The organism is Ligilactobacillus salitolerans, from assembly GCF_003864415.1.
Lineage (GTDB): Bacteria > Bacillota > Bacilli > Lactobacillales > Lactobacillaceae > Ligilactobacillus > Ligilactobacillus salitolerans.
Genome location: NZ_BFFP01000081.1, coordinates 1 through 1,158 on the forward strand (window position 1 = coordinate 1; position 1,158 = coordinate 1,158).

The 1,158-nt window shown below is 43.0% G+C and carries 1 protein-coding gene; it reads right to left on the minus strand.

What is annotated here, in order from left to right:
* Window positions 1-11: 11 nt before the first annotated feature.
* Window positions 12-1,158, minus strand: a 1,147-nt coding sequence (locus LFYK43_RS12100; protein WP_124978581.1) for an ISL3 family transposase, incomplete at its 5' end; no start/stop codon positions are given.

A 1,158-nucleotide genomic window follows, 5' to 3' on the forward strand; every position in this document is an offset into this window, starting at 1 on the left:
TTTGAGTTTTTTTACGCTCGGATCAGTTTGATGCGAATAAAGAAGTGACGTAGGTTTCTAAAGCCGTAACAGCTGCGTTTCAGCTCTTTGATTTTTCGGTTAACTCCTTCTATTCCGCCGTTTGAATACTCAGAGCTACATGCATTTTGAATACCCAGATAATTCTTGGTTATTGTTCTCACGGCTGTATCCATTTCTGTGTGAGTCGGCTGGTAATTCATGACTAGAGCCTGCAGACCAACTTGATCACGTTGCCGGACAAAGTGGATCACAGCTTGATAAACTCGATAAACTTCTTTGAATTTTGGAAAAGCCTCTAATCCTATATCAACAACGTTTTGTGCTGTGGTGTATTCATTTAAACCCGGGTAATACTTGACTGTCTGCCCGTCCAATTCTGTTTCATCCTTATGAAACAAGCGCCATTGATGCTTTAAGGCTTTGTATGTTCTGCTTCGATGATCAGCCAGGCTCTTAAGGCTTTTGACCCGTTCCCGATCTAAGATTCCACCGACCAGCTGTACAATATGAAAGCGATCAAAGACAATTGCGGCATTCGGAAAAATTCGATGAACGAATTGTTGGTACTGGGCATTGAGATCCATAGTCACCAGTTTGACTTCCTGTCGTTCCGTCAGGGAATAGGTATTGGTGAAATATTCGGTGATCGTTTTAGTGAGCCTGTTTGACAATAAAGCAACTAGTTCGTGTGTTTTGGCATCGATACAGATAAAGGAAAACTGGCCCTTGACTGAACGAAACTCATCAAAAGACAAGGCCGTTGGCAACTGATGCGGTTTAACCAGTGCTTCTTTATCTTTATATAGGATCCGCTGAATCGAAGATGCCGAAATTCCAGTGATTTTACTGATTGTTTTGATTGGTAAAGACTCCTGGGCTAAGGCATGAATGACTTGTTCAGCTTGCCTTGTGATCGAGTGCCCGCGTTGGACAATCTGTGTCTCAGCACTGAAAGTTTTATGGCAAGCGCGACATAAATAGCGCTGTCTTCTAAGCCCTAAATGAACCGGTTTTTGAACTACAGCCGGCAACTTTAGCGTTGTTGGCCGAGTACCATTTTTAACCACCTGAGTTGAGGTACAGAAAGGACATTTGTCGGCTTGGTAGGTCAAGATTGCAGCGACTTCTTTAAAGTGC